This window comes from Pseudomonas sp. NFPP04 (assembly GCF_900113815.1).
GTDB classification, from domain to species: Bacteria; Pseudomonadota; Gammaproteobacteria; order Pseudomonadales; family Pseudomonadaceae; genus Aquipseudomonas; species Aquipseudomonas extremorientalis.
The window spans coordinates 142,089-167,182 of sequence record NZ_FOQS01000015.1; the positions used below are offsets into that span (position 1 = coordinate 142,089).

26 protein-coding genes and 1 tRNA gene are annotated in these 25,094 nt (G+C 61.8%); 14 read left to right on the plus strand and 13 right to left on the minus strand.

The annotated features are described in order from the left end of the window. The first annotated feature begins 1 nt into the window (after position 1). Genes BM017_RS25675 through BM017_RS25685 form a run of 3 tightly spaced genes read left to right on the plus strand, consistent with a single transcriptional unit; the run spans position 2 to position 4,415 of the window. On the plus strand, positions 2-2,110 hold the full coding sequence (locus BM017_RS25675; protein ID WP_092249767.1) for an acetate--CoA ligase family protein: 2,109 nt from the start codon (positions 2-4) through the stop codon (positions 2,108-2,110). Further along, positions 2,100-3,707: a 5-guanidino-2-oxopentanoate decarboxylase gene (locus tag BM017_RS25680; protein WP_092249770.1), complete on the plus strand. Its 1,608-nt coding sequence runs from the start codon at positions 2,100-2,102 to the stop codon at positions 3,705-3,707. The genes BM017_RS25675 and BM017_RS25680 overlap by 11 nt, the downstream gene beginning before the upstream one ends. Before the next feature lie 9 nt (positions 3,708-3,716). Next, on the plus strand, positions 3,717-4,415 hold the full coding sequence (locus BM017_RS25685; protein ID WP_092249773.1) for an NAD(P)H-dependent oxidoreductase: 699 nt from the start codon (positions 3,717-3,719) through the stop codon (positions 4,413-4,415). A 15-nt stretch (positions 4,416-4,430) separates the two neighbouring features. On the opposite strand, the gene BM017_RS25690 is transcribed toward BM017_RS25685, so the two are convergent. After that, complete coding sequence (locus BM017_RS25690) at positions 4,431-5,501, minus strand: 3-deoxy-7-phosphoheptulonate synthase (protein ID WP_092249776.1); 1,071 nt, start codon at positions 5,499-5,501, stop codon at positions 4,431-4,433. A 608-nt stretch (positions 5,502-6,109) separates the two neighbouring features. Here BM017_RS25690 and BM017_RS25695 point away from each other — a divergent pair. Beyond that, complete coding sequence (locus BM017_RS25695) at positions 6,110-6,859, plus strand: carbon-nitrogen hydrolase family protein (RefSeq protein ID WP_092249779.1); 750 nt, start codon at positions 6,110-6,112, stop codon at positions 6,857-6,859. Further along, a complete protein-coding gene (locus BM017_RS25700; protein ID WP_092249782.1) occupies positions 6,860-7,291 on the plus strand; it encodes a GNAT family N-acetyltransferase in 432 nt (143 codons plus the stop codon). Between the two features lie 35 nt (positions 7,292-7,326). Here BM017_RS25700 and BM017_RS25705 read toward each other — a convergent pair whose 3' ends face one another. After that, positions 7,327-7,566 (minus strand): DNA-binding protein, encoded by a 240-nt coding sequence (locus tag BM017_RS25705; protein ID WP_071489635.1) that lies wholly within the window; start codon positions 7,564-7,566, stop codon positions 7,327-7,329. Positions 7,567-7,648: 82 nt separating this feature from the next. Between BM017_RS25705 and BM017_RS25710 the strand changes: the two genes are divergently transcribed. From BM017_RS25710 to BM017_RS25730, 5 genes are all read left to right on the plus strand, one after another. After that, on the plus strand, positions 7,649-8,014 hold the full coding sequence (locus BM017_RS25710) for a helix-turn-helix domain-containing protein (protein WP_092249785.1): 366 nt from the start codon (positions 7,649-7,651) through the stop codon (positions 8,012-8,014). A gap of 151 nt (positions 8,015-8,165) precedes the next feature. Then, positions 8,166-8,807, plus strand: a complete 642-nt coding sequence (uvrY, locus tag BM017_RS25715; protein ID WP_003190387.1) for a response regulator transcription factor GacA — start codon at positions 8,166-8,168, stop codon at positions 8,805-8,807. A gap of 1 nt (position 8,808) precedes the next feature. Next, positions 8,809-10,632, plus strand: coding sequence for an excinuclease ABC subunit UvrC (gene uvrC / locus BM017_RS25720; protein ID WP_092249788.1), 1,824 nt, complete (start codon positions 8,809-8,811; stop codon positions 10,630-10,632). Between the two features lie 32 nt (positions 10,633-10,664). Further along, on the plus strand, positions 10,665-11,225 hold the full coding sequence (gene pgsA, locus BM017_RS25725) for a CDP-diacylglycerol--glycerol-3-phosphate 3-phosphatidyltransferase (protein ID WP_003232771.1): 561 nt from the start codon (positions 10,665-10,667) through the stop codon (positions 11,223-11,225). 63 nt (positions 11,226-11,288) lie between these two features. Next, positions 11,289-11,364 (plus strand) — tRNA-Gly (locus tag BM017_RS25730). Positions 11,365-11,551: 187 nt separating this feature from the next. Here the strand turns inward: BM017_RS25730 and BM017_RS25735 are convergent. After that, on the minus strand, positions 11,552-12,766 hold the full coding sequence (locus BM017_RS25735; protein WP_092249791.1) for an MFS transporter: 1,215 nt from the start codon (positions 12,764-12,766) through the stop codon (positions 11,552-11,554). A 98-nt stretch (positions 12,767-12,864) separates the two neighbouring features. On the opposite strand from BM017_RS25735, the gene BM017_RS25740 reads away from it, so the two are divergent. Further along, complete coding sequence (locus BM017_RS25740) at positions 12,865-13,815, plus strand: LysR family transcriptional regulator (protein WP_092249794.1); 951 nt, start codon at positions 12,865-12,867, stop codon at positions 13,813-13,815. 404 nt (positions 13,816-14,219) lie between these two features. Continuing rightward, positions 14,220-15,584, plus strand: a complete 1,365-nt coding sequence (locus BM017_RS25745) for an ArnT family glycosyltransferase (protein ID WP_092249797.1) — start codon at positions 14,220-14,222, stop codon at positions 15,582-15,584. Here the strand turns inward: BM017_RS25745 and BM017_RS25750 are convergent. Next, on the minus strand, positions 15,569-16,501 hold the full coding sequence (locus BM017_RS25750; protein ID WP_092249800.1) for a LysR family transcriptional regulator: 933 nt from the start codon (positions 16,499-16,501) through the stop codon (positions 15,569-15,571). The two genes, BM017_RS25745 and BM017_RS25750, sit on opposite strands and share 16 nt — an antisense overlap. Positions 16,502-16,638: 137 nt before the next feature. On the opposite strand from BM017_RS25750, the gene BM017_RS25755 reads away from it, so the two are divergent. Next, positions 16,639-17,970: an MFS transporter gene (locus tag BM017_RS25755; RefSeq protein ID WP_092249803.1), complete on the plus strand. Its 1,332-nt coding sequence runs from the start codon at positions 16,639-16,641 to the stop codon at positions 17,968-17,970. 19 nt (positions 17,971-17,989) lie between these two features. Continuing rightward, the gene (locus tag BM017_RS25760; RefSeq protein ID WP_092249806.1) at positions 17,990-18,739 is read left to right on the plus strand and encodes a creatininase family protein; all 750 of its coding nucleotides are present in this window, start codon (positions 17,990-17,992) and stop codon (positions 18,737-18,739) included. Here BM017_RS25760 and BM017_RS25765 read toward each other — a convergent pair. Genes BM017_RS25765 through BM017_RS25805 form a run of 9 tightly spaced genes read right to left on the minus strand, consistent with a single transcriptional unit; the run spans position 18,733 to position 25,077 of the window. Then, complete coding sequence (locus tag BM017_RS25765; protein WP_092249808.1) at positions 18,733-19,584, minus strand: DUF4198 domain-containing protein; 852 nt, start codon at positions 19,582-19,584, stop codon at positions 18,733-18,735. The genes BM017_RS25760 and BM017_RS25765 overlap by 7 nt on opposite strands. An 8-nt stretch (positions 19,585-19,592) precedes the next feature. After that, a complete protein-coding gene (locus BM017_RS25770; RefSeq protein ID WP_071489626.1) occupies positions 19,593-19,916 on the minus strand; it encodes a hypothetical protein in 324 nt (107 codons plus the stop codon). A 13-nt stretch (positions 19,917-19,929) separates the two neighbouring features. Then, positions 19,930-20,868, minus strand: coding sequence for a metal ABC transporter solute-binding protein, Zn/Mn family (locus BM017_RS25775; protein WP_256575689.1), 939 nt, complete (start codon positions 20,866-20,868; stop codon positions 19,930-19,932). Then, complete coding sequence (locus tag BM017_RS25780; RefSeq protein WP_092249810.1) at positions 20,865-21,770, minus strand: metal ABC transporter permease; 906 nt, start codon at positions 21,768-21,770, stop codon at positions 20,865-20,867. The genes BM017_RS25775 and BM017_RS25780 overlap by 4 nt, the downstream gene beginning before the upstream one ends. Then, a complete protein-coding gene (locus tag BM017_RS25785) occupies positions 21,767-22,435 on the minus strand; it encodes a metal ABC transporter ATP-binding protein (protein WP_092249813.1) in 669 nt (222 codons plus the stop codon). The genes BM017_RS25780 and BM017_RS25785 overlap by 4 nt, the downstream gene beginning before the upstream one ends. Next, positions 22,435-23,382, minus strand: a complete 948-nt coding sequence (locus BM017_RS25790; protein WP_092249816.1) for a metal ABC transporter solute-binding protein, Zn/Mn family — start codon at positions 23,380-23,382, stop codon at positions 22,435-22,437. The genes BM017_RS25785 and BM017_RS25790 overlap by 1 nt, the downstream gene beginning before the upstream one ends. Beyond that, positions 23,379-24,080: a DUF6162 family protein gene (locus tag BM017_RS25795; protein WP_092249819.1), complete on the minus strand. Its 702-nt coding sequence runs from the start codon at positions 24,078-24,080 to the stop codon at positions 23,379-23,381. The genes BM017_RS25790 and BM017_RS25795 overlap by 4 nt, the downstream gene beginning before the upstream one ends. Beyond that, on the minus strand, positions 24,080-24,568 hold the full coding sequence (locus BM017_RS25800; protein WP_071489621.1) for a DUF6644 family protein: 489 nt from the start codon (positions 24,566-24,568) through the stop codon (positions 24,080-24,082). The genes BM017_RS25795 and BM017_RS25800 overlap by 1 nt, the downstream gene beginning before the upstream one ends. A gap of 32 nt (positions 24,569-24,600) precedes the next feature. Continuing rightward, positions 24,601-25,077, minus strand: a complete 477-nt coding sequence (locus tag BM017_RS25805) for a DUF6644 family protein (protein ID WP_092249822.1) — start codon at positions 25,075-25,077, stop codon at positions 24,601-24,603. Positions 25,078-25,094 lie beyond the last annotated feature (17 nt).

Below are 25,094 nucleotides of genomic sequence, written 5' to 3' on the forward strand. Positions count from 1 at the left end.
TATGTCCCAGGCTATTCGCGACAACCTCAAGCGCCTGCTGGCGCCCCGGCACCTGGCATTCGTCGGCGGCCGCAGCATGGCCCGTGCGCTCAAGCGCTGCGTCGAAGGTGGTTTTAACGGGCCGATGTGGCTGGTCAACCCGCAGCATGACCGCCTCGACGGCATCCCCTGTGTACGCCGTGTGGCGGATTTACCGTGCGGGCCGGACGCGGTGTTTATCGCCACCAACCGCGAACTCACGTTGGCCTGCGTCGCCGAACTCGCGGCCATCGGCACGGGGGGCGCGATTTGCTACGCCTCAGGGTTTGCCGAGACCGGGGCCGACGGTGCCGTCCTGCAACAGCAGCTATTAAAGGCGGCGGGTGAGATGGCCTTGCTTGGCCCCAACTGCTACGGCCTGCTGGATTACCTGCACGGCGCAGCGCTGTGGCCGGTGGCCCATGGCGGCAAGGCGGTGGAGAAGGGCGTGGCGGTGCTGACCCAGAGCGGCAACTTCGCCTACAACCTGTCGATGAGCGACCGTTCGCTGCCGGTAGCCTACATGGCGTCGGTGGGTAACCAGGCGCAATTGGGTGTTGCCGAATTGATGGAGGTGCTGCTCGATGAACCGCGCGTCACCGCCATCGGCCTGCACCTGGAAGGGTTGAAAAATGTGCCGGGGTTTGCCCGTGCCGCCCACAAGGCCCTGGAAAAAGGCATTCCGATCATTGCGCTGAAAACCGGCGTGTCGCAGATCGGCGCCGAGCTGGCCTTGAGTCACACCAGTTCGCTGTCCGGCTCCGATGCGCTGTACGACAGCCTGTTTGCACGCTTGGGCGTGATTCGCGTGAGCGGGCCGGTGAGTTTTGTCGAAACCCTCAAAGCTGCGGCATGCGGCAACCTTCCTGCGGGTAACCGCCTGATCGCGCTGGCCTGTTCCGGGGGCGATGCGGGGCTGATTGCCGACTATGCCGAACGCAATCACCTGGCCTTGCCAACGCTCGACGCAGGCCAGCGCCGTGAACTGGCGCAGGTGCTGCCCAGCTACGCCAACCTGGTCAATCCGCTGGATTTCACCACGGCCATCTGGGGCAACCGTGCGGCCCTCGATGCCATGCTCGACACCGCCCTGCGCACCGAAGCCGATGCCGCCCTGTTGGTGCTGGATTACCCGGCCGAGTCCACGGGTGAGCGCAAGGAGTGTGACCTGCTGCTGGAGTTGTTCTGCAACGCGCTTGGCCGGCATGGCAAGACGGGGTTTGTCACCTCGGCCTTTCCCGAGTTGCTGCCGGCCCATGCCCGCGAGCGCCTGCATGCTCAAGGCATCGCAGCGCTGCAAGGCGTGGAAGACGCATTGGCGGCGTGGGGACGGATTGCCGGTTACCCGGGCAATCGCCGCGTGCTGCTGGAGCGCGGCGAATCGATCCTCGAACCGCTGTGCCCGAAGGCCCTGCAAGGCAGCGGCGAGGCCCTCGACGAATGGGCTTCCAAACAAGCCTTGCGCGCGTTCGGCCTGGCCACGCCAACCGGGGTATTGAGTACTCCGGCCAGGGCGATCAGCGATGCCGCGGTGGTTGGCTATCCCCTGGTGCTCAAAGCCGTCAGCGCGCAGTTGCCGCATAAAACCGAAGCCGGTGCAGTGGTGCTGAACCTGCAAAACGGTATCGCGCTGACCACTGCACTTGCGCAGATGCGCGAGCACATCGCCGCTTATGCGCCGGATGTCGCGTTCGATCAACTGCTGCTGGAGGCCATGGCTGCGCCACCTTTGGCGGAGTTGATCGTGGGCATCAAGCGAGAAAACGAGTTTGGCCTGGCACTGGTCATCGGTACCGGTGGCATCCTGGTAGAGCTGCTCAAGGACAGTCGCAGCCTGCTGCTGCCCACCACCGACAGCGCCATTTGCAATGCTCTGCTCAGCCTGCGCAGCGCCCCGTTGCTGCAAGGTTATCGCGGCCGTGACGCGGCGGATATGCATGTATTGGTCGCGGCCATTCGGGCGGTGGCCGACTACGCCTGCGCCAACGCCGGGCAGTTGCTGGAGCTGGATGTGAACCCATTGTTGGTCAGTGCCCAGGGCGCTACGGCGGTCGATGCATTGATACGTCTAGGAGATGAGCATGCACGATAAGGTGATGACCGGCGGCCAGGCCCTGGTGCGGTTGCTGGCCCATTATGGGGTGGACACCGTGTTCGGCATTCCCGGTGTGCATACGCTGGAGCTGTATCGCGGCCTGCCCGGCAGCGGCATTCGCCATGTGCTTACGCGCCACGAGCAAGGCGCCGGTTTCATGGCCGACGGGTATGCGCGGGTCAGCGGCAAGCCAGGGGTGTGCTTTGTGATCACCGGGCCGGGAGTGACCAATGCCGCCACCGCGATCGGCCAGGCGTATGCCGACTCGATTCCGCTGCTGGTGATCTCCAGCGTCAACAGCACCGCCAGCCTTGGCAAGGGCTGGGGCAGCCTGCACGAGACCCAGGACCAGCGGGCCATCACCGCACCGATCACGGCGTTTTCGGCGGTCGCACTCAGTGCCGAGGATTTGCCCGAACTGATCGCCCGCGCCTATGCGGTGTTCGACAGCGAGCGGCCTCGGCCGGTGCATATCTCGGTGCCGCTGGATGTGTTGGCGGCACCGATCAAGCGCGACTGGAGCGATGACGTGGTGCGCCGCCCGGGTCGCGGCGTGCCGTCGGCTGACGTCTTGGGCCAGGCGGTGGCCAAGCTCGCAGCGGCCCAACGGCCCATGATTATCGCCGGGGGCGGTGCACTGGCGGCAGGCGAGGCGTTGCAGCGTTTGAGCACGCAGTTGGCCGCGCCGTTTTTCACCAGCGTGGCCGGCAAGGGGTTGCTGCCGATCGATCACCCGTTGAATGCCGGTTCCACCCTGTGCGTCGAGCCCGGCTGGCAACTGATCAGCGAGGCCGATGTGGTGCTGGCGGTGGGCACGGAAATGGCCGACACCGACTATTGGTGCGAGCGTCTGCCCCTCAACGGTGAGCTGCTGCGGGTGGATATCGACCCGCGCAAATTCAATGATTTCTACCCCAGTGCCGTGGCGCTGCGTGGCGATGCCAATCAGACGGTGCTGGCGTTGCTGGAGCGTTTGCCAACCGTGTCGGCTGACGCGGAAACGGCAGCCAAGCGTGTTGCGGCATTACACCAGGCCGTCGAGCGGGGACACGGCCCGTTGCAGTCCATCCACCGTGCCATTCTTGACCGCATCGAAGCCGAACTGCCCGCCAATGCATTCATCAGCAGCGACATGACCCAACTGGCCTACACCGGCAATTACGCCTATCGCAGTCGCGCCCCGCGCAGTTGGCTGCACCCCACCGGCTACGGCACCTTGGGTTACGGCCTGCCGGCGGCCATCGGTGCCAAGTTCGGCGCACCGCAGCGGCCAGGCCTGGTGCTGGTCGGTGACGGTGGTTTTCTCTACACCGCCCAGGAACTGGCCACCGCCGTGGAGGAATTGGACAGCCCGCTGGTGGTGCTGTTGTGGAACAACGACGCACTTGGCCAGATCCGCGACGACATGCTCAACCTCGACATCGAACCCGTCGGCGTGCTGCCGCGCAACCCCGACTTTGGGCTGTTCGCCCAGGCGTTCGGCTGCACCGTGAACCAGCCCCACAACCTGGATGAATTGCAGACGCACCTGCGCAACGCTTTCCAACGCAATGGCGTAACCCTGATCGAACTGAAACAGGCCTGCGCTGTTTGAGGAACTCACATGAAGGTTTTGATTGTTCACGCCCATCCCGAGCCACAGTCGTTCACGGCGGCACTGCGTGACCAGGCGCTCGTCACGCTGCAAGGCCGGGGACACACCGTCAAGGTCAGTGATTTGTACGCCATGCAGTGGAACCCGGTGGCGTCGGCGGCGGATTTTTCCATTCGGGAAAACCCCGATTACCTGGTGTATGCGCTGGAGCAACGCCTGGGAGTGAGGAAACAGTCGATAGCGGCGGATATTCAGGCTGAGTTGGACAAGCTGCTGTGGGCCGATCTGTTGGTCCTCAACTTTCCGATCTTCTGGTTCTCGGCGCCGGCCATACTCAAGGGCTGGATTGACCGGGTGCTGGTGTCGGGCGTGTGTTACGGCGGCAAGCGCTTTTACGATCAGGGTGGGTTGGCGGGGAAGCGGGCGCTGGTCACCGTGACCCTGGGCGGGCGCGAGCATATGTTCGGCGAGGGCGCGATTCATGGGCCGCTGGAGGATATGTTGCGCCCGATCCTGCGCGGCACGCTGGCGTATGTGGGCTATGAGGTGCTGGCGCCGTTTGTGGCGTGGCATGTGCCGTATATCAGTGCTGAGGCGCGGCAGGATTTCCTGGTGGAGTATGAGCAACGGCTGCAAGGGCTGGCGGATGAGCAGCCCTTGGTATTTCCGAAACTTGAGCAATTTGATGAGGCGCTGTACCCGCTGTAGCAGCGCCTTGGTCGTTCAGCCTTGTGCGCGCAAGCGCTCGGCGGCGCTACGCAACAACTGCTCGGTGGCATCCCAGCCCAGGCAGCCATCGGTCACCGACACGCCGTACTTCATCGATGTGCTCAACGGCTGGCAGCCTTCGAACAGGTGGCTTTCGAGCATCATGCCGATCAGCGACGTGTCGCCCTGCAAGCGCTGCTCCAGCACGTCGTTGAACACCGCCGGTTGACGCAGCGGGTCTTTGCCGCTGTTGGCATGGCTGCAATCGACCATGATCCGCGCCGCCACCTTGGACTTGGCCAGGTCGTGTTTCACCTGCGCCACGCTTTGCGCATCGTAGTTCGGCCCACGGTGGCCGCCGCGCAGCACCAGGTGGGTGTCGGGGTTGCCCGGGGTCTGGATGATCGCCGGGTGCCCCTGGCTGTCGACGCCGAAGTGACGGTGCGGGTGGGACGCCGAGCGCATCGCGTCGCAGGCAATCGCCACGCCGCCGTCGGTGCCGTTCTTGAAGCCCACGGGCATGCCCAGGCCGCTGGCCATTTCGCGGTGGATCTGCGATTCGGTGGTGCGTGCGCCAATCGCGACCCAACTGAGCAGGTCATCGAAGTAGCCGGCGGCCATCGGTTGCAGCAGCTCAGTGGCGACCGGCAGGCCCAGGCGCAGCATTTCGCGCATCAGTTCGCGGGACAGGCTGAGGCCGGCGGCCATATCGTCGCTGCCATCCAGGTGCGGGTCGTAGGCCAGGCCTTTCCAGCCGATGGTGGTGCGCGGTTTTTCGACGTAGGCGCGGATCACCAGCAGCATCTGGTCGCTCACTTCGAGTGCGAGTTTCCTCAGGTTGCGTGCGTATTCCATGGCCGACTCCGGGTCGTGGATCGAGCACGGGCCGACGATCACCAGCAAACGTGAATCCTGGCCATTGAGGATGGCGCGCACGGCGTGGCGATGGGCGTGGACTTGTTCATTGAGGAACGGGCTGAGCGGCAGCTTGAGCTTTAAATCAAGCGCGCTGGGCAAGCGCTGGGTCAGGGCTTCATTGGCGCTGGTCAGGGCAGAAACGGGCAGAGCGGCGGTGGCAGAGTTCATATTCAAGGCTTCCTGGGCAAGCGGCGGGCTGTTCCCGCGCGCCTGGCCCTACTGGGGTGTTCGACAGTGGGCCGTACTGGCTGTGTGTGTTGGCTTGCCACCCATAGGTGACCGATCGGAGGCGGCAGGCTGTCCCGAGCGGAGCTGGCTAAATCGCCATGCAGTGGAAGTGTCGTAGCGGTAATAGGTGGCGTAGTTCATGTCGTGTGTCCTTTAAGTGTTCATCAAAAAATATTGGGGCCTGAAAAAACAAAACCCCCGGTCGGGGAGCCGACCGGGGGTTTGGATTTCTCTGGTAGGCGACCCCTTGAGTAGTGGGCGCCGATTTCAGGTATCAGGCGCGCCAGTGGCTAAACCAATACCCAAAATAAAAGCTGACCAGTGCGCTCGAACCGTTCACACGGGTAGCCGATACCGAGCGCGGGGCGCTGGCAACAGGGCAGACCTGAGGGGTGGTGAGTTGCAACATGGTGTGTCTCCAAATGATGGGGGGAGCTTACTAGAGGCACGCAGGTGGATTCAATCAGTAATTTCTATTGCGCGGGGGTACTGACCGCTATCGACCGCGATATGCTTGTCACACCTTGGATGATTGCCTGGACGCGACCATGACTGCCCTGACCCTTGCTGCTGCTCAATCTGTTTCCATCGCGGGCGACGTACCGGCCAATATCGAACGGCACTTGGCCCTCATGCACGCGGCGGCCGAACATGGCGTGCACGTGCTGGTGTTTCCGGAACTGTCGTTGACCGGCTATGAGCCGTCACTGGCGGCCGCATTGGCGATTGCTCCCGAAGACGCGCTGCTGGCACCGCTGCGCGAAATGGCACGGGAGTGGGGCTTGACGGCGGTGGTCGGCATGCCGATTCGCCTGGCACCTGGGGCAGGTGTGCTGATCGGCGCGCTGGTGTTGGGGGCAGACGGTTCTCTTGCGGTGTACACCAAGCAGCATCTGCATCCAGGCGAAGAAGCGGTGTTTGCCCCAGGGCAGGGGGGAGCGGCGCTTGACATCGGCGATGAGCGGATTGCGCTGGCGGTGTGCGCGGATTTCTCCCGCGCCAGTCACCCGCGCCAGGCGGCCCAGATGGGCGCCACTGTCTATGCCGCCGGTGTGTTGATCAGCGAAGGCGGCTACGCAGCGGACAGCGCGTTGCTCCAGGGGTATGCGGCCGAGCATGGCCTGGTGGTGCTGGTAGCCAACCATGGCGGGCCATCGGGTGGCTATGTGTGTGCCGGTAGCAGCGCCATTTGGGCCGCAGATGGCCGTTTACTGGCTGCTGCGTCGGGCCTGGGTGATGCGCTGGTAATCGCCCGTCGTGATGGCGCCGTGTGGGCTGGCCAAGTGGTAGCGCTGTAAATGGCGTTTCACCTGCGCGCTGCGACGGACCAGGACTTGCCGTTCGCCCGAACCCTGACCTTTGAGGCCATGAGTCGCTATTACCTGCAATACGATCTGGTGTGGTCCAACGACGGCTTCGATGTGGCTTGGGCGGGCCGCGAAAACTGGCTGATCTGCAACGACGAGACCGTGTTGGGCTTTATCAGTTTGAGCCGCGACAGCCGCGCACTCTATATCCGTGAGCTGCATATGCTTGCGGCATGTCGTGGGCAGGGCGCGGGCAGTTGGGTCTTGGAGCAGATGGCGCTCAAGGCTCAGGCCCTGGGGTTGCTGCGTCTGACCGTGTTCAAGACCAATCCGGCCCGAAGGCTCTATCAGCGCATGGGGCTGAGTATCGTCGGTGAAGAAAACTGCTTCTGGCGCATGGAACGTCTCTGTCCATCAAGCTAAACCACGCACCCAATTCTAATAAGCGCATACTGGCTTCAGGAAATGACCTCCTGATCGTTTTTTTGAGCATCAGCCTCAGAATGGATGATCCCTTCTTTCATGCCCAGGAGGACCGCTACCTTATGGGCCTCTCCACGTCGTCCCTTTTTGCGCCCAGCGAGCACTTGATAGGTGGTTGCCGGATCAACGCCATGTTCACGGGCGAACGCTTGAACTGACTTTCCTTGATGTTCCAGCCAGGCCTTGGCTTGTGCGGCAGTACGGATTCCGGGCATAGTTCAAAACCGTTCAAGTTTGTTCAGCAAAATGATGAGTGTGTCACCTCTTGGGGTGTCCCAACCAGGATCATACATCCAAATGAGTGGAATCGGTTCGCGTTTGAGGCAAGAAAGGGAGCGACTTGGCTTGTCGCAAAAAGTTTTTGGTGAAATAGGCGGCGTTGAAGCCAACGCACAAGGTAAATACGAAAGTGGAGGACGGGCGCCTAAAGCGGACTACCTGTCGCGTGTCGCCGAGAAAGGTGTGGATGTGCTGTACGTGTTGACCGGTACGCCTACCCCGATTCAACTGGACAACCTGAGCCAGGTTGAAGAAAAAGTATTGGGTGACTACCGCGCGATGTTCAAGGAAGACCAGGCTGCAATCCGTCGCTTGACGTCAAGCCTGGCCGAGCACTCCGTGTCACTGAATGGAAAAAGCAGACCGCAGCCCCAGGAATCCTGACCTGCTGCCCAACAAATAGAGCTGTCCACCGCAGGGTGGACGGCTGCTGTGTATTCAAACTCTATATATATGACGCTTGCAGCTAGGTCTGCGCCTTGGTTTTTTGCTAAGGTGTTCAGCAACCTATAAGACCATATCGCGAGGTGTCTGCTTGATTAGGGTGCTAGTAGTCGATGACCATGATCTCGTTCGTACAGGCATTACACGAATGCTGGCTGACATCGATGGCCTGCAAGTAGTCGGTCAGGCCGAGTCCGGGGAAGAGTCCCTGATCAAGGCCCGGGAGTTGAAACCCGATGTGGTACTGATGGACGTCAAGATGCCCGGTATCGGTGGTCTTGGCGCCACGACCAAATTGTTGCGCAGCCACCCGGACATCAAGGTCGTGGTGGTGACCGTGTGTGAAGAAGACCCGTTCCCGACGCGCCTGTTGCAGGCCGGCGCGGCCGGTTACCTGACCAAGGGTGCCGGTCTGGCCGAGATGGTGCAAGCCATTCGCCTGGTGTTTGCCGGGCAGCGTTACATCAGCCCGCAGATCGCCCAGCAACTGGCCATCAAATCTTTCCAGCCCACCAGCGACTCGCCGTTCGATGCGCTGTCGGAGCGGGAAATCCAGATCGCCCTGATGATCGTCGGCTGCCAGAAGGTGCAGACGATCTCCGACAAGTTGTGCCTGTCGCCCAAGACCGTCAACACCTACCGTTATCGCATTTTCGAGAAGCTCGCCATCAGCAGTGATGTTGAATTGACCCTGCTCGCGGTGCGCCACGGCATGGTGGACGCCAGCGCCTGACATGACCACACCGTTTGATCCCAGTGCCTTCCTCTCGACCTGCAGTGGCCGCCCCGGCGTGTACCGCATGTTCGACAGCGAGGCGCGCCTGCTGTATGTCGGCAAAGCCAAGAACCTGAAGAACCGCCTGGCGAGCTACTTTCGCAAGAGCGGTCTCGCGCCGAAAACCGCCGCGCTGGTGGCGCGCATCGCCCAGGTCGAAACCACCATCACCGCCAATGAAACCGAAGCACTGCTGCTTGAGCAGACGCTGATCAAGGAATGGCGGCCGCCTTACAACATTCTGCTGCGCGATGATAAGTCCTACCCCTACGTGTTTTTATCCGACGGCAACTTCCCACGCCTGAGCATTCACCGGGGCGCGAAGAAGCAGAAGGGCAAGTATTTCGGGCCCTATCCCAGCGCCGGCGCGATCCGCGAAAGCCTGAGCCTGCTGCAAAAGACCTTTTTTGTGCGCCAGTGCGAAGACAGCTTCTACAAGAACCGCACCCGGCCGTGCCTGCAATACCAGATCAAGCGCTGCAAGGCACCCTGTGTGGGCCTGGTGGAGCCGGCCGAGTACGCCGAGGATGTGCGTCACTCGGTGATGTTTCTCGAAGGGCGCAGCAATGCCCTCACCGACGAACTCTCCGGCGCCATGGAGCAGGCGGCCAGCACCCTGGATTTCGAAAAGGCCGCCGAACTGCGCGACCAGATCTCCCTGCTGCGCCGCGTGCAGGACCAGCAGAGCATGGAAGGCGGTACCGGTGACGTCGATGTGATCGCCGCCTTCGTCAACCCGGGCGGTGCCTGCGTGCACCTTATCAGCGTGCGGGGCGGGCGGGTGTTGGGCAGCAAGAACTTCTTCCCGCAGACCGGTATCGACGAAGACGTGGCTGAGGTCATGGCGGCCTTCCTGGGCCAGTACTACGTGAGCAGCCCGGAGCGCGATTTGCCGTCGGAGCTGATCGTCAACGTGGTGCACGAAGACTTCCCCACGCTGATCGAGGCGATCCACGAATTGCGCGGCCGCGAGCTGGACATCAGCCATCGCGTACGCGGCACGCGAGCCCGTTGGCAGCAACTGGCCGTGACCAATGCCGAGCAGGCCCTGGGCGCACGCCTGGCCAATCGACAGCACGTCGCCGCACGCTTCGACGCCCTGGCCGAAGTCCTCAACCTGGACGAGCCGCCGCAGCGCCTGGAGTGTTACGACATCAGCCACTCCAGTGGCGAAGCCACGGTGGCGTCCTGCGTAGTGTTCGGGCCGGAAGGGCCGATCAAAGCCGATTACCGTCGCTACAACATCGAAGGCGTCACCGCCGGCGATGACTATGCGGCCATGCACCAGGCCCTGACCCGGCGTTTCAGCAAGTTGAAGGACGGCGAGGGCAAACTGCCGGATATACTCCTGGTGGACGGTGGCAAGGGCCAGCTGTCCATGGCCCGCGACGTGCTCAACGAACTGGCGGTGCCCGACCTGATCCTGCTCGGCGTAGCCAAGGGCGCTACGCGCAAGGCCGGTTTCGAGACGTTGTACTTGAATGATGCCGCCCATGAGTTCACTTTGAAGGGCGACTCACCGGCGTTGCACCTGATCCAGCAGATCCGCGATGAGGCGCACCGTTTCGCCATTACCGGTCACCGCGCCCGACGCGGCAAAACCCGTCGAACCTCAACCCTGGAGGGGGTGGCGGGCGTCGGGCCGACACGGCGACGCGACTTGCTTAAACATTTTGGTGGCTTGCAGGAGCTATCCCGTGCCAGCATTGACGAAATAGCCAAAGCTCCCGGTATCAGTAAAAAGCTCGCTGAGTTGATTTATGCGAATCTGCACAGCGAATAGAATGCCTTTCCACCTCGTAGCCAGTTGTGCCGATGAATATCCCTAATCTGATCACCGTTCTACGCGTCCTGCTTATTCCTATTTTCATCCTGTTGTTTTATTTGCCGTACGAATGGAGCTATGCGGCCTCCAGCTCCGTCTTTGCCTTCGCGGCTGCCACCGACTGGCTCGACGGCTACCTGGCCCGTCGCCTGGAACAGAGCACGCCGTTCGGCGCGTTCCTCGACCCGGTAGCGGACAAACTCATGGTGGCCGTCGCCCTGGTCCTGCTGGTGCAGGAACACGGCAACCTGTGGCTGACCCTGCCGGCCGCCGTGATCATCGGCCGCGAAATCGTGGTGTCCGCACTGCGCGAATGGATGGCCGAAATCGGTGCCCGCGCCCATGTCGCTGTCTCCAACATGGGCAAATGGAAAACCGCCGCGCAGATGCTCGCGCTGGTGATCCTGCTGGCAAACCCGTCGGACTTCTCCTTTTGGGTGTTGACCGGCTACGCCCTGCTGCTCATCGCCGCCGGCCTGACCTTGTGGTCCATGCTCCAGTACCTGCGCGCTGCCTGGCCGCATCTGCGCACCACCGTTGAAAAGAAATAAAACATTTTCGAATCAAGGGGTTGACCGGTTCTGATAATTCTATAGAATGCGCATCACCAAGACGCGGGAATAGCTCAGTTGGTAGAGCACGACCTTGCCAAGGTCGGGGTCGCGAGTTCGAGTCTCGTTTCCCGCTCCAAACACAAAAAAAAGCCACTCTAACGAGTGGCTTTTTTTTGCCTGCAATTTACTGGGTGGGCGCTTCGTCCTCTTTTTTCGTGACTTTGATTTTTATCGACGTGCACGGGCAAATGGACTCATTTGGTGCAGAGTCGTGTCCGCCATTCGGCCAGTCTCGATTGCCGATTGTTAGCACAGCTCAACGGTCAACGCCTGAAAGCATGCCTCTTGGCCACCGATACCATCATCAGCGCCGGCAGCAACAACGCCAGCGCTACCCAGGGAATAGCGCTTGCCCCCCAGGTTTCCAAGAGAACGCCACCGATCACACCGCTGCCTGCAAACGCCAGGTTGAAGACGGTGACCAGCATCGATTGCGCAATGTCAGCGCCGTCTCCGGCAACTTCAGCCAAGGCGGTTTGCAGTAAGGTTGGCGCGCCACCGAAGCTCATCCCCCACAAGACCATGCTGATGTAGATCGCACTGGCGGGCAGGTCACCCAGCCCAAGGACAAACGACACCAGGGTGAATGCTGTCAGGCTGAGCAGTACCAGGCTACGAAGCCTGCCATGAATCAGCGTGCCGATCATCCATAGACCGAACAAGGCCGCAATACCGAATGCAAGGAGGCCCTGATCAACCTGATCGGCCAAGCCAACAGAAGCCAGGAACGCAGCAATATAGGTATAGAAGGTGTAATGGGCCAGGATCCAGACCATGACCACCGCCAGTACCGGCCGCACCCCCGGGGTTTGCAAGACCCTGCGCAGCGGCAGGCGTCGATCGGCGCGTTGTCCGGGGTAATCAGGCACTTTCAGATAGATCCAGGCCATCAGCAAAAGGCTGAGTCCTGAGAGCGTCCCGAACACGCATCGCCATCCCAGCAGTTTGCCGAGCCAGGCACCCAGCGGTACGCCCAGGGCAAGTGCCAGAGGGATGCCGAGCATGGCCAGCGCCATAGCGCGACCTTGCAGTGGTGGGGTGACCAACCGTCTGGCGTAGCCGGCCAGCAGGCTCCAGGCCAGACCGGTTGCAATACCCACCATGAAGCGAGCCGCCAGCGTCAATGCAAACCAGGGCGACAGGGCGGTCACCGCATTGCAGGCGCAAAACACCCCGACCGCCAGTAACAGCACCCCGCGCCGACGCCAACCCTGCAACGCGAGCGTCAAAGGAATAGCCGCCAACCCTGAGCCCAGTGCACACAGTGTCACCATCTGACCGGCCCATGCTTGCGACACACCAAATGCTTCGGCGATTTGCGGCAAAAGTCCTGCCGGCACCGTTTCGTTGGCGGTGGCGATAAAGCTACCCAATGTCAGCGCCAACAGGGCCGTCAGTGGGAGACCCTCGGTAGTGAGGTGTTCGATATTGCTCGATGTTGTGAAAGAGCCATTTTCAACCTGTGATTTGCCGGTCATGACTTGTGCTCAATGGGAGAGGAGGCATGAGTGTGATGAATTGCCTACGATTTGATAATTGGCTTAACATTTGATGAGCTATCAAATTTGAATTGAATATGGCCACTGACCGATTGGGTGATATGCGTTTGTTTGTCGAGGCGGCAGCACTCGGCAGCCTGTCTGCCGCAGGGCGCAAACTGGCGCTGTCGCCAGCCGCGGCCAGCGCGCGCCTTATCAAGCTTGAGGCGGCGCTGCGCACCAAATTGTTTGATCGCACAACGCGTCAGTTGCGCCTTACGGAAGAAGGTCGGTTTTACTTGCAGCAGTGCTGGCTCGCATTGCGGGCTATTGATGAGGCGGAAGCGGGGCTTCAAGCCAGTCAAACTGAGGTGCGTGGCAAGGTACGGATATCCGCGTCTGCCGATTTTGGCCGCAATCTTTTGAATGACTGGCTTGAGGCATTCAGTAAGTTGCACCCGGAACTGTCCGTTGCGCTGACGTTGTCGGATTCGGTGTCGAATCTGCTGCAGGACGATATTGATCTGGCAATCCGGTTTGGGCAGCCACATGAAAGCTCGATGATCGCCAGGCAGTTGGCGCCCAACTGGCGAGTACTGTGCGCTTCGCCTGACTATCTGGCGCGATACGGCGAACCGCAGACCCCTGCTGACCTGGTGAACCACAAGTTCATCGTGCTGGTGACTGGCGCAGGGCCCTTGAACACCTTTCACTTTGTGGTGGACGGTCAGGCATGGAACTACACCGTACCTATGAGCCAGGCATGGGAAACCAATGATGGCGCACTCGCGCGCGCATGGGCGTTGGCCGGGCATGGCATTGCACGCAAGACCATCTGGGATGCGGCAGCCGATATCTGTGCTGGACGACTGAACGTCCTGTTGCCTGACTTTTGTGTCCCAGAGGCCGGCGTCTACGCGGTGCTACATGGCAACCGTTACCGGGTTTCCCGCGTGCGTGTATTGCTGGACTTCCTTATCGAACAGTTCGATTGCGCAACCGATCAGTTGTTGTCAGGCCTTGAAATGCCTGATGCCAGGAGGCTGTAAGCCACGCGATCTTATGAAGAGGGATTGAGGGGGAGAACAGGGAGTTGATGTGCGGATAACTGATTGATGTACCACCGGGTGTCTACCCTTGCTTTTTGCTCTTGTTCCGAATTTTTGCACGGACTGCTTATTTTTCAAGGTGACCGGATTGTTTATAAAACTATTCCTTGGTGCCTCTTCACATGACGCACACAACAAGACGCTAAATTAAATTCAGTTGAAGTTTTTCTTAGGCTGACTTCGCATTTTTTTAACGCATGTTCAGCGAATGTTCAGAATGCCACGGCGAGTTGCCGGGTTGAATGAATACAGTGTGCGGCCTTTACAACTCTTCACTTTTCCAATCTGGAACGCCTGAAAAGCAAAGTGCTAGTCTGCGCTTTTTTCAGGGACGGCAAGGTCGCATGAATAAGCTAAAGGAAGTGGCTGTAAAAAAGCCCTGTTCATTTATTTTTGTGGTCGCGTTTATTGTATTGGCTGTCCTGCAATACAAGCCCGCCGTGCTCAATTACACCACGCGCTTTGTCGACTTTGCCCAATATATGCTTGCGCACGGCGTCACGCTGTTTCCAATCGCCGAAGATCTGCAGCCTTACCCCGATTACACGGTGATCAATACACTCCTGGTTTATCTGGTGTCCTTGCCGTTTGGCCGTGTCTCCATTCTGTCGATGGGCGTGCCTTTTTGCGTCGCTGCCGCGTTGATGTTGGTGTTCATTTATAAATTGGGGGCTTTGCATGAGAAGAAGTGGGGCGCCTACGGGGTGGTGTTTGCGCTGTTCACCTGGTCATTTCTGGACGGCGTGAACTCCCTGGCGCTGGATGTGTACCCGGCACTTTTTACGGTGGTGTGCTTTTACCTGGCCTACGCGGGCGAGGTGCACCAACAGCGTTATCGGTTGCCGCTGGTACTCGCGGGCCTGGCACTGGGCTTTGCGTTTCGTGGCCCGATCGGCCTGATCGGACCTGCCAGTGTCGTCGCCTCTTATTACCTGTTGAGCCGGCAGTGGCGCATGCTGGTGGTGTTCTCATTATTGGCGGGCCTGGTCCTGGCCACGGGTATCGCGGTGCTGACCTGGGCGGCCTATGTGCAGGGCGGCGATGCTTTTCTGCAAGAGGTTTTGATCATGCAAGGACTCGGGCGGTTCGGCAGTGATCACGCGCCCCGTTATTACTTCTACTTTTCGGCAGGCTTGCTGACCTACGGTTTCACCGCCTTGATTGCAGTGAGTGTGATCATCAGAAAGGGCAAACACTTTTTCGACAGTACGCCTCATGCCGCCACGAACATGCTCCTGTACCTCACCGGCTGGCTCCTTATGATCATTGTGCTGTTCACGATTCCAAGTTCGAAAAAGGCGCGTTACATACTGTCGATCACACCAGCTATTTCGTTGTTGGCGGCCTATGTCTTCGTGGACCGCAGTGAAATGTTTGCAAACACCCGGAAAAAACTGCTTGGGTTCTGCCTGGAGTTGCCGCTGATAGGCCTCGTGATGCTGTTACTTGCCTATGGGTACAGTTTGTATGCGGTGACCCCGCTGCAGCCCAACTACCTCGGTGCCTGCCTGGGTCTGATTACGCTAGTCGCCGTGCGGCCCTGGTTGGAATCACGTTTTCACGGGCATCCCCATCGTGAGTTCGTCATCTTTTCTTTCGGGGCTGTCACCTTTCTCATACTGGATATGTTTTTCTTCAATTGCGTTACTTACCATCTGGAGTTGGCCCATGAGCCGACGCCTAAATTCCTGCCTTATTGGTTCTGGTGAACAGTGGGCATGCAAAACATCGGCAACCGCTCCAGCATCCACGTCAACAATTCCTGAGCGGGCGCCGCCAGCGGTCTTGAGGCCTTCACCAACAGCTTGGCCTCCACCCCCAGCAACAGCGGATGGTCGATCAGCACCGACGCCAGCTCGCCGTTTTCAATTTCTCGATAGGCCGCGAACTCCCCGGCCAGCGAGGCAAAGCCGCCAGTGGCAACCAGGCGCTTGAGTGCCGCCAGGGAGTTGCTGACCAGGGTCGGGCGCACTTCGATCTTCTCGGCGTATTCCAGCAGGGTGATGGCATGGCCAATACCAAATGTGGTCGGCGTCAGCACCAATGGGGATTCCAACACCTCCGTCACGGTCGCCATGGTGCCGCGCACTGCCAGCGGATGATCGGGACGCACCAGCAACATCACCGGCTGCAGCGAGGCGGCGCGGTAGTCGATGTGTGGATGGGGCGGCGGGTTGTAGGCCAGGCCGATATGCGCACGGTTTTCGGCGACTTCGTTGAGCACATCGTCCACCGGCAGGATGTCCAGGGTGACTTCAAGCCTGGGGTATTGCTTGCTGAAAGGCGCGAGCACGTTGTCGACCAGCGCATCCACATAGCCTTCGCTGATCACCACCCGCACATGGCCTTGCTGCAGGCCCTTGATGGCTTGCAACTGGTCTTCGAGTTTTTCCTGGTGCGAGCGATAGCCGCGCCAGAACTCCAGCAGATGCGCCGCCGCCTCGGTGGGCTGAACGCCACGGGCCTGGCGCTCGAACAGCTTGGCGCCCAATTCCTCTTCCAGCAGCTTGATCTGGCGGGTGATCACCGAGGGCGAGGTGTTGATGCTGTCCGCCGCCCCCCTGATCGAACCGTGCACCAGCACTTCGTGGAAGTAGCGAAGACGTTGTTGATTGATCTCACGCATGAAGGATGACCCGCTCCAGAAGTTGTGTTGCCTGCAGAGCAACGCTAAGTGAACTTAGTTGCTCTTGCTGCTTATCGTGGGCCGGCGCACCCTGAATTGGCAAGTACGCAGACCCACAAAAACAACTGGAGACTCGTATGCCAACCTCCCTGGCACCGGCAGAAAGTGCAGCCATTTCTGCCCTCTACCACAAGCTCAACTGGCGGCTGTTGCCGCTGTTGTTCATCGGCTATGTCTTTGCGTACCTGGACCGCATCAACGTGGGCTTTGCCAAGCTGCAGATGCAAAGCGACCTGGGCTTGTCCGATGCTGCCTACGGCGCCGGCGCGGGGATTTTCTTTATCGGCTACGTGCTGTTCGAACTGCCCAGCACCCTGATGCTGCCCCGCATCGGTGCGCGTAAAACCTTTAGCAGGATCCTTGTGCTGTGGGGCATTACCTCGGCGTGCATGTTGTTTGTACGGGACGTGCCGACGTTCTATGCGATGCGTTTTCTGCTCGGCGTATTCGAAGCCGGGTTCGCTCCCGGCATGATCTATTACCTGTCGCGTTGGTACGGCCCGAACCGCATGGCGCGGGCGATTGCCATTGTGTTTATCGCCGGTCCCATGGGCGGCATTCTGGGCGGACCCTTGTCGGCCTGGCTCATCACCACGCTTGCCGGTGTCGGCGGTCTGGCCGGCTGGCAATGGATGTTTTTGATTGAAGGCTTGCCCTGTGTATTGCTCGGCGTGCTCATGTACGTCGTGCTGTCCGACCGGCCCGCCGATGCGCCTTGGCTGAATGAGGCGGAAAAACAGCTGTTGGAAACCGAACTGGGCACGGCGAATGCCCGCAGCCATTCGTTCCGTGCGGTACTGCGCGACCCTAAGCTGTATGTCCTGGCCTCGGCGTACTTCTGCATCATCTTCTCGATCTACGCCATGAGTTTCTGGCTGCCGGCGATCATCAAGACCCTGGGCCTGCAAGACACCCAGCAAGTGGGCTGGTATGCCGCCATGCCCTATGTCGGGGCGGCACTGGGCATGTACTGGATCGGGCGCCGCTCGGACCGCCTGGGCGAGCGCCGGCTGCACTGCGCCGTCCCGGCGGCCACCGGTGCGCTCCTGCTGATGCTCTATCCCCTGGCGGGCGGCCACCTGGTGGGGTCGATGATCGTGCTGACCCTGTCGATCAGCATGATGTTCATGGCCTACACCGTGTTGTGGGCGATGCCCTCCGAGCACATCAAGGGCGACGCGGCCGCAGGCGGCATTGCCTTGATCAACACCATCGGCCTGTCCGGTGGTTTCTGGGGCCCGGCCATGATCGGCTGGGCCAAAACCGCCACGGGCAGCTTGAACACGGGGGTCGTTGCCGTGGGCTGCGTGTTCCTGTGCGCGGCGTTCGTGATCATCGCGACCAAACCGCGAACGCGCACCGGCTCGGCGGGCGAATACAGCGCGGGTCGAGTGGCCCGCCATCATTGAAAACCCTGAGGAACCCAAGATGCTTCTATACCTGTCGACCTGGGCCGAGATCGGCCAATTTCTCGAGCGCAGCCGCACCATCGTCATCCCCATCGGCTCCAACGAACAGCACGGGCCGACCGGGCTGCTCGGCACCGACTGGATGTGCCCCGAGATCATTGCGTGCCAGGCGCAAAAAAGCGCCGATATCCTGATCGCGCCGACCTTCAATATCGGCATGGCCCAGCACCATATCGGCTTCCCCGGCACGATCTCATTGCGGCCCTCGACGTTCATTGCCGCGATCAGCGATTGGGTGCATTCGCTGGCGGCCCATGGCTTTGAAAAGATCCTGTTTCTCAATGGCCATGGCGGCAACGTCGCGTCCATTGAAGCGGCGTTTTCCGAGCTGTATGCCGAAGCCAGCTTTGCCCGTCGCCCGGCGGGGTTCGCCCTGAAGTTATGCAACTGGTGGGACCTGGAAGGCGTGGGCGAACTGGCCAAGGCGCAGTTCCCCACCGGCCACGGCATCCATGCCACGCCGTCCGAGATCGCCGTGACCCAATGGGCCTACCCGGACTCGATCAAAACCGCCGACTACTCACCCCGGATCGCGCCGTGGGGGCCGATCCGCGAGGCCTTCGACTTCCGCGCCCGCCACGTCGACGGGCGCATGGGCTCGGACCCGGCGCAGGCCTCGCCGGAGAAAGGGCGAGACCTGGTGATGATGGCGGCACAGGGCTTGATTCGCGAAGTCGAGGCGTTCAGTCGCGAGCCAATAGCTCAATGAGCGATACCTGAGTCCTTGCCGGGCACCATGTCCCTGGCCTGCACCCACAACACCGCATCCTGCGACAGCGGCTTGCCCTTGTGGGTCTTGGTCGCGCCGATGTCGAGCGCGGCAATGCCCCACCAACCGGCGCGGGGCAGGCCCAGGGTCACGATGCCCTGGGCGTCCGCGTAGGTGCTCTGAGCGTTGAATGAAGCTTGCGGCGCGGTGACGTAGGCTGCCTGGCCGAAGCTATTCTGCTCGATATCGACGGCATGGTTGAGGTATTCGATTTCGACTTCGGCGAACGGCACCGGTTTTCCATCGGCCAGTACCACGGCGCGGAACACGCCACCCGTCCAGTTTGCGTAGGGTTTGCTCAGCGGCTGGATCTCCACCGGCAAGCCCTGCGGCTCGGCCCAGTCGCCGGGGACGCCGCCGACGTTGACGATCAGCTTGGTGAACTGTTGGATGTACAGGCCTTCCTCGGCTTCCAGGTAAGGTTCGGGTTCGAGGACGAAAATATGATCGCCCAGCGAGCGCATCAACTCCCGCGGGATTGAAGCACGATAGGCCGTCGCCCGGTTGTCGCGGCTCTGCCACTGCACCGGCCGCAGGTATTGGCGCAGGTCGATGGTCTTGCTGCCGTGGGCGCTCACCTGGCTGAACGCCCGGGGCTTGTCCATCACCAGGGTGGGGCCGCCGGAAAAGGGGTGGGTGAACACCAGCGCAAACTCCAGCTTATCGCCGCGCTGTGGCGCCGTGTCTTCGACGTAGAGCATCTGGAAGTGGGCCTGGGCGGCACAGGCCACGCAGCCGAAAGTGGCGCCGGCGAGGGTTTGGAACAGTCGTCGTGTGAAGGTCATGGTCTGTTTCACCTGGAAATGTCGGCGGACTGGATCGTCGCGTCATGGTTGTCGCCACCCAGGAACAACACGGTGTAGTCGCCTGCGGGGGCCTGGAACGTATAGGTGTTGTCCGCGCCGATGCTGCCTTCGAGCAGCAGCTTGTTGCGGGCATCCTGGACACGGATTTTTCTCCCGACGGCGGAGCTGCCGTCGGTGTAGCCGGCCTCGCATTTCACCTGGTCATCGTGTTCGAGGTAGCAGTCGAACACCGGGCCATGGGCGAAGGCCGCCTGGCAGCACGACAGGGCTGCTGTCATCAGTATCAAACGGGTTGGACCCAAGGGTTTCATGAGCGCTCCACAGTCAAGGGTGTTGCAGGGGGGCGAAGGCCGCCAGCAGGGCGTCCAGGTTCGAACTCAGCAGGGCCTCGTAGCCGTTGCTTGCATCGGCGCCGGTGTCCAGGAGCACCAGGCGTGCGCCACCGTCTTCGATGGCCTTGGCGATCCTGGTGTCCGGCGCCCACTTGTGCACGACGACGCGAATGTCACGCTCGCGCAGGTAGCGGGTCAGCGCAGCACAGTCAGCGTCGCTCCAATCGATGTCCTGCCGCACGAACCAGCCGTCGACATAAATGCCGAACTCGCCGAACAGGTAGATGAATTCGTCGGCCAACGACAGCACGCGCAGGTCCGGCACCGCCAGCAGCCGGGCGCCGTAGTCGGCCTTCAGTCGGCGCAAGCGGCTGTCGAGTGCGGTGAGGTTGCGCTCTATGCGTGGCGCGTCTACGGGAGACAAGCGTTCCAGGTCGGCCGCGATCAGCGCCGACATGCGCATGGCGTTGACGGGGCCGAGCCAGGCATAGGGTGACAGGCCGTCGTCGGCCACTTGCGCGCCCGCCCAGGGCACGTCGTTTGGCGGCACGCGGGCCACGGCCACGCCGGGCTTGATGGCGTCCCAGGAATGTGACGCGTCGATCTCGACGATCCGCAGGTTGTGGCGACGGGCCGCGGCATACAAAGGATCGGCGCGCCACAGGCTGCTCAAGGTGACCACCGCCGTCGCCTGCTCGAACACACTGGCGTCCAGGCGTGACAGCGCATTGGCCTGGCTTTGCAGGGACACCGCCGCATCGGGCGGCACGCGCACCACCTCAAGGCGAGTGCCGTCGCCGAGTGCCGAGGTGAGTGCATACAGCGCCGGCAACGCCACCAGCACCTGGTCCGCCTGGGCCAGCAACGGGCCGCCCAGCAGTACCGCCAACAGCGCCAGTCTTGGGCGGCACGTAGCATTCAGCCATTTCATACGCTGGCCCCTCTGAACCGGGCCGTGGTCGCCCGAATGACGGTGGTGACGACGAACACCAGTGCCGCAACGATCACGATGGCGCCGCCCGTGGGCACGGGAATGTGGAACTGCATCGGCGCCAGGATGCCGACCACGCAGGAAAACGTCGCGATCAACACGGCGCGGGTAACCAGTGCCGGCAGTGAATGGCTGATGTTGCGGGCCGCCGCTGCCGGTATCAGCAACAGCGCTTCGACGAGCACGGCGCCGATGATTTTCAGGCAGGCCACTGTGACCAGGGTGACCAGCACCACGAACAGGTAGTCGACGCTGCGCACCCGCACGCCGCGCGCATGGGCCAGGCTTGGGTTGAGGCTGGCCAGCAGCATGCCGTTGTACAGCGGCAGCCCGATCAGCGCGCAGATCGCGGTGACTACCAGCAACACGTTCATGTCGGTGTGGTCCACCGCCAGGATGGAGCCGAACAGCACGCTCTCCATCACATGGGTGTTGATCTTCGCCGACACGAACAGCAGCAGCGAGGCGCCCATTGCCAGCGAGATCGACAGGAACACGCCGATCAGCGTGTCATTGGCCAGCGTGGTGCGATGCTGGGTGTACTTGAGCGTCAGGGCGAACAGCAGGCAGAAGCCGAACATCGAAAAGTAAGGCGAGGTGTAGGACTCGCCGATCAGCACGCCAATGGCCACGCCGGTCATCGCTGCGTTGCCCACCGATTGGCTGAAGAACGCCATGCGCTTGATCATTACCATCGAGCCGAGCACGCCCAGCAGCGGCCCGATCAGCACCGCGCAGAGCAATGCGTTGATCACGAACTCGTACTCGAAGGGTTGCGGCAGCACGCCCGTCGCAGCGAGCGCCTGGAGGTGCTCGCGAATGAAGTCGTACAGCGCGTTCATCGCACGTTCTCCCATTGGGCGGGGCTGCCATGGAACGACACCCGTTGATTGATCACCGTGACCGATTGCGCAATGCGCCTCACTTGTTCCAGGTCGTGGTTGATCCACAGGATGGTGACGCCTCGGTCGTGCAGTTCGGCGACCAACGCCTCCACCAGGCGCACGCCGGGTTCATCGATGCCGGCGGTCGGCTCGTCGAGGATCAACAGCCAGGGCACCGGGCTGATCGCCTGGGCCAGCAACACACGCTGGCGCTGGCCTCCGGACAGACTGCCGAAGGGGTTCGCGCCCATCGCCGCCACGCCGGTACGCGCGAGTGCCGCAGCCCTGAGTGCCTTGGCTGCGCGGCTGGAACCCAGGAAGGCCGGTCGGCGTTGGCCGAGCATGGCCATCACGTCGTTGACGGTCATCGGCACATTGCGGTCGAAGTCCAGCAGCTGCGGGACATAGCCCAGTGGCGTGGTGATCTCGCCCTCCAGCCGTACCGACCCCGAATGCGGCATCTGGCCCAGCAGTGTGCGCACCAGTGAAGTCTTGCCGCCGCCGTTGGGGCCGACCAGGCAATGCAGGGCGCCGGCCTCGACCCGGAAACTCACGGCATCGAGCACCCGGGTGCCGCCCAGTTGCAGGGACACGTTGTCAAACACGATGGCAGGTCCACGCATCACGGGGTGCTCCTGGCTGGCTGGGTGAACTCAATGGCCTGGGCCAGGGTTTCCAGGTTCTCGGCCATGGCCACCTCGAACTCGTCCGCGCTATAGGCGTTGCCGGTGATGTGCGACAGCGCGAAGACCTTCACGCCGGTGGCGGCTTCGATCGGCTTGGCCAGGTCGAGGGAGAAGTTCTTCTCGGCAAACAGTACGCGCACGTTGGCGCGCTTGATGGCCTCGATGGTGTTGGCCAACTGGCGTGCCGTCGGGGCCACGCCATGGCGTGGTTCAATCACCGCGCTGACGAACAGGCCGAACTCCTGCATCAGGTAGTCGTAGCCGGCATGGGTGGTCGCGCAACGGAACGCCGAGAGGTCCAGCGCGGCGAAGCGGGTCATGAAGCGCGCGCGCAACTCGCGGATCCGCGCGGCATACGCCAGGGCGTTGTGGCGGTACGTCGCTGCGTTGTCCGGGTCCAGTTCGCCCAGCCGGCGGGCGATCTCGAACACCTGCTGGATCGCCGCGGTGGTGGACACGAACGTGTGTGGGTTGACCACCTTGACCCCGCTCTGGTCGCCCGCGATGGGAATCAGGGCCACCGATGCATTGGCCTGGATGATCGGCAACGTCGCCGTGCGCCCGGCGGCCTTTACGATCTGGAAAGCCCATTCATCGTGGCCGATGCCGTTGACCACCAGCACATCCAGGTTCATCGCCCGGGTGATGTCGTCGGGTTGCGGCTGGTAGTTGTGCGGGTTCGCCTCGGGCGGGATCAGCGCAATGACCTGCGCCCGGTCACCGACGATGTTCGCCACGAAACTGTAGTAGGGGTGGAGCGTGACGCCAATCCTGAGCGGTTTGCCCGAGGTGGTCGCGGTGCCTGCGAGTGCAACCACAGGCATCAGCATCAACAGCGCAAGGCATCTGCGCCACCGTGACGGGCGTTGGGTAGCGGTAGTCATGGCTGGGTTCCTTTGACACGTTCGACTTCGCTGGCGCCGTCGTATGGAATGACCTGGCGCCAGCCATCGCCGACCAGCGACTCGGGCTTGACGATGCCAGGGTAGGGCGCGTTCGGGTCGGGATGGACCCAGATCGTCGCTTGGTTGGCCCACATCACACCGGCGTGGGCGTGACCGATGACCAGCAGGTAGGCGCTCTGGCCCGTGGCGCGGCCGCCAACGCCGTAGTACACCGTGGCACCCTGGCCCTGGGTGGCTTGCGACACCTGGTTGGCGCTCGGATCCGCCGGTGCATGGGCGTCGCCGGAAAGCCCGTGGGCCTGGTGGGTACCCGGCAAAATCAACTGCCATTGCACCTCGCCATGGGTCTTCCAGAAACCATCGCGGTAGAAGGGCGGCAACAGCAGCTTTTGCGCATGCTCCAAGGTGATCCAGCCGCCCGTGTCGTTGTTGAACCAGATGATTTCCTCGCCGGCCGGCAACAGCGCGCTATGGATCGCCTGGTCGACTGCGCCCAGACCGTCGAAGGAGCGCACCTGCCAGCTCAAGGGGATGGGCGGGCCGGCTTTCTGCGGGCGCAGGGTCACATAGCCGGCCACGCCGGCGATCACGGCCAGGGTCGCCAGCAGCAGCGCCAGCGACTCCCAGCGCCCGGAGCGCGGGCGCACCACCGTGATTGCATCGCTCAGGCTGGCCATCAGAGAAACGCAATCCAGCGGCCGAGGAAAATCACCCCTGCCCACAGCGCCAGTGAACTGAAACCCGCCACGCGTGCCTGGCTGGGCGGCGGTAGCGTGGTGTCCCATTCGCCGATGCGGCGAAAGGCGCCCAGGTGGAACACCCCCATGTTCAGCCCGGCCAGCACCAGCAGGCCCATCTTCCACAGGAACGCGGTGTTTTGCACATAGGTCGTGCCATTGGCGCAGAACATCAGCAGGCCGGTCATCACGCACACCACGAACGCGACCCAGGTGTAGGGCAGCAGATCCTGGATCAGCTTCAGCGCACTGCGCCGATGGGAGGCCACGCCCAGCAGGCGCAGGTCCACCACGGCGATGGTGCCGTAGACGATGGCGATGCCGATCACATGCACCGATTCAAGCAATGGGAAGACCGAGCCCGACTCACGGATGAACGCGGCGACGGGAGTGTCCTGGAGGGTTTGCAGCAGCGGTTGGATGTCCATGGCGAGTACCTCAAGGCTTGGGTTGAAAACGCTTAGATCGTGTAGGCGATCCAGCGACCGCAAATGATCACCGCGCACCACAGGCCGATCGACAGCCAGGCCAGTGCCTTGATGGGGCGCGTTTCGCGTTCATCGGGGGCTCGCAGCAGTGGGCGCCGCAGGAGTAACGTCAGGGTGAACGCCGTCACCACCAGGACCATCTTCAGCCAGAACGTGGTGTTGACGAGTACCCGGTCGGGCTCGGCGATGATCATGATCAGCCCGGTGAAGAGCAGGACCATGAGGGCGTTGCGCATCCACGGGTAGTAGCGGCGCACCACACCCCGCAAGGGCTCGTCCGTGGCGAGCACCCCGGCCAGGCGCAGGTCGCTGACCAGCGCCGAGCCGAACAGCACGGTGATGGCGATGATATGAATGCTCTGGACCGTGGGGATGACCCAGAGGACGTCACGGATGGCGGTGCTCAAGGGCGTCGCATAGAGCCAGGCAATGATGAGTGACGATGACATCGGCGTACCTTCCTCGT